Source organism: Streptomyces sp. HSW2009, assembly GCF_040240285.1.
Classification (GTDB): Bacteria; Actinomycetota; Actinomycetes; order Streptomycetales; family Streptomycetaceae; genus Streptomyces.
Genome location: NZ_JBEHZD010000727.1, coordinates 1 through 3,219, shown reverse-complemented (window position 1 = coordinate 3,219; position 3,219 = coordinate 1). Strand labels below are relative to the sequence as shown.

3 protein-coding genes are annotated in these 3,219 nt (G+C 75.6%); all 3 read right to left on the bottom strand.

The features are described from left to right. Positions 1 to 143: 143 nt before the first annotated feature. Positions 144 to 644 (bottom strand): thiol peroxidase, encoded by a 501-nt coding sequence (gene tpx / locus AAHZ94_RS31385; protein ID WP_349997106.1) that lies wholly within the window; start codon positions 642 to 644, stop codon positions 144 to 146. Between the two features lie 262 nt (positions 645 to 906). After that, positions 907 to 1,893 (bottom strand): DUF3048 domain-containing protein, encoded by a 987-nt coding sequence (locus tag AAHZ94_RS31380; RefSeq protein ID WP_502964840.1) that lies wholly within the window; start codon positions 1,891 to 1,893, stop codon positions 907 to 909. 67 nt (positions 1,894 to 1,960) lie between these two features. Further along, positions 1,961 to 2,464, bottom strand: coding sequence for an STAS domain-containing protein (locus AAHZ94_RS31375; RefSeq protein ID WP_349997105.1), 504 nt, complete (start codon positions 2,462 to 2,464; stop codon positions 1,961 to 1,963). Positions 2,465 to 3,219 lie beyond the last annotated feature (755 nt).

Genomic DNA, 3,219 nt, shown 5'->3' with positions numbered 1-3,219 from the left:
CGGCCCGCCGGCCCGCCCCCGGCCCCCCCCCCGCCCCCGCCCCCCCCCCCCCGCCGCGGCCCCCCCGCCCCCCCCCCCCCCCCCCCCCCCCCCCCCCCCCCCCCCCCCCGGGCCGGCTGGCTGCCGGTCCCGGGTTCTGCGTACTAGCTCAGGACGGCGAGCGCGGCGTCGTAGTTGGGCTCGTCGGCGATCTCGCCGACCAGCTCAGCGTGCAGCACCTTGTCGTTCTCGTCGAGCACGACCACCGCACGCGCGGCGAGACCGGCCAGCGGGCCGTCCGCGAGCGCGACGCCGTACTCCTCGTGGAATGCCCGGCCCCGCAGCGTGGACAGGGTCTTGACCTGCTCAAGGCCCTCGGCGCCGCAGAACCGGCCCTGCGCGAACGGCAGGTCGGCGGAGATGCACAGCACCACGGTGTTGTCCAGCTTGCCGGCCCGGGCGTTGAACTCACGCACGGACTGCGCGCAGGTCGGGGTGTCCACGCTCGGGAAGATGTTCAGCACCTTGCGCTGACCGGCGAAGTCGCTGAGGGACGTGTCCGCCAGCCCCTCGCCGACCAGGGTGAAAGCCGGCGCCTGGGCACCGGGCTTGGGCAGCTCGCCGGTGACCTGAACCGGGTTCCCCTTCAACGTAACCTGCGCCATGAAAAGCCTCCTACCAGCGGTATCCATCGTCAGTGCAGCGCCGCCGATCCTACTGCGCGCACCGAGCCGCACGACGTCGAACCCCCTGCCCCGCACCGCCACCCCGACCGCCAGGAAGACCGCGCCCGCCCCGGGGCCGACTGCGGCTCCCGCGCGCCGGACCACACCCACGGCGCTCCCCCGCTCCCTACCGCCACCGCTCGCGTCCGGCCGGCGTTCCCGCACCGCCGGCGCTCCCCGTACGGTCCGTGCTCCCGTACGCCTAGCGCGAGCTGCCCGCGGCGCCGGACGGGACGGCGTCCCGCGGCACGTACGCCACCCACACCGGACCGCGGGCGAAGTCGAGGCGCTTGCCGTCCTCGGTGGTGAACTCCGTGCCGCGGGTGGCGGACGGGCGCTCCCAGTGGGCCCGGTGGGCCTTGCCGTCGCGCAGCACCAGGGCCGGGCCCTCGCCCGTGGTGTCGGTGAAGGGCGTGGCGCTGCCGGCCCGGTCGTGGAAGCGGGAGTCGCGGATGGTGACCCCCTGGACGACGACGGTCGCCGGCCCCCGGCCCTGCCCGTCGGCGCCCGGCACCGCGCTGCCGTCCATCGCGACCCGGTAGCGGGCGCGCTCGCCCGACCAGGTGAAGGTGATGGCCGCCGCGGGGTAGCGGACGGTGTACGAGGGGGTGGCGCGGCCTCCGGCGGGCGCCGCGCCGAAGCGGAACCCGATGTCGGGCGCGTCCTCGGCGTCCTTCGCCGCGGCGAGGGCGCGCTCGGGCCGCAGATACAGGTTGTGCGGGGCCGGCCGGTCCCGGCCGCGCTGGAAGGCGTCGGAGGACTGCTCCGGCGTCACCGCGTGCACCGGTGCGTCCTTCACCAGCGGAAGCAGCTTGGACTGTGCACCCGAGTAGGCGAAGGCCGGCTCACCGAACTGGCGCAGCAGCTCCAGATCCGTTTCGCGGGCGCTGCGGACCGGGCCGACCCGCTGCGGCAGATGGGAGGAGTAGACGGCCATCAGCCGGGACAGGCCGGCTTCCACGCGCTCCACGTAGACGATGTCGGCCGCGCCGAGGCCGGTCTGTGGGCGCGCCGGGCCCACGTTGTCGATCTTCACCGCGAGCACCGGCGCCGCTGGCGCCTTCAGCCCGGTCAGCGGGGAGGTGCCGCTCTCCGTCTCGGTGCTGTCGTCGCAGCCGGCGACGGCCACGGCAAGGACGGTCGTCAGTGCGGCGCACAGCGCTGCCGCCCGGCGTTGCTTCTTCTCCACCGCAGCCCTCTTCGTCCGTGAGTTCCGCTCCAGGAGACCGCATCGGCGGCGGCGCCGCTAGTGCGACTCACCCATCGCCCGCAGAGGGGGCCGGTTGGGTGCCGGGGCGCGGCCGGGTGCGCTGGTAGGGGATCAGGCTGGCGATGGCGGCGTCCACGGTGGTGCGGCCGGCGCCCGCCGCGCCGCGACCCGCGGGCGTCTTCGGGGCCAGCGGCAGGCCGGTGGCGCTGCGCGCCTCGCGCAGCGACCCGTGCACCACGAAGGCGCGGTGCAGTCCGGTCAGCCGCAGCATCTTGAGGGTGAGCGGCCGGGTGGCCACCACCCGCAGCCGGCGCCCGCGGGCGATCAGCCGCTCGTGCAGTACGCAGAGCATGCCGAGGCCACTGCAATCGATGAAGGTGACCGGTCTCAGGTCGACGATGACCTCGTGGCCCGAGCCGGCGGTCAGCCGGCGGAGCCGGGGCGCGAGTGCCTCGGCGGCCACGATGTCGATCTCGCCGTGGAGCTCGACGACCGTGACCGCGTCGTCGTACCAGCATCTCGCTTGAAATTCAGAGTGCCACTGGCGCATGAGATGCCCTCATCGCTGTCGGTGCGTCCTCGGGTAGACGGCGAACCGTCGGTGCGTGGCACGGCGTTGGGCCATGACACGCTGCATACGTGCGGTGGGGGACGGTAGTCGCCAGGGGCAAGGCGACACCGGTGTTCACACTATTGCCGGTGTCACGTGCGACTACACCGACACTTACCGGCCAAGTCGGATTCAGCCGTGGAACGGTGCACTTGGCGCACGGCTGCCGTAGCTGACGTTCTTTGACAGCGCTTGCCCCACCTGCCCCGAAGATCACCGCCCGCTCCAGCCCTGAACCACGGGCTCGGGCGAGCGCCGCCCGTCGCACCACTCGTGCGCCGGTGAGCGGGGTGCCCCGGTGGCGCGACCGGCCGGCGGCGCACCGGCGGCGAATCTGCGTGTATGCGCCACCCGCCGGTCCGGTCGGCGGATGTCCCGAGCCGGCACAGCAAGCGCCGCCACCGGGCGCCGTCGGGGTGACGCCGTCGGCCACCTGGCCGGATGTGGCCTGTTGACGGGGCGACAGAGCCGCCCCAGAGGCCCGGGCAGACGCCCCGGACGCGCCGCGCTCCGCGAGGCCGATGCCCCCGTTCCGGGGCCGTCGGGCGGCGTCCGACCGGCCCGTTCGCGGTGGCGCGGACGCCCGCCCGGCGGTGCGCGGCGGGGGGGGGGGGGGCCCCCCCCCCCGGCGGGGGGGGGGGGGGGGGGGGCGGGGGGCGCCCCCCCCCCCCCGCGGGGGGGGGGGGGGTGGGGGG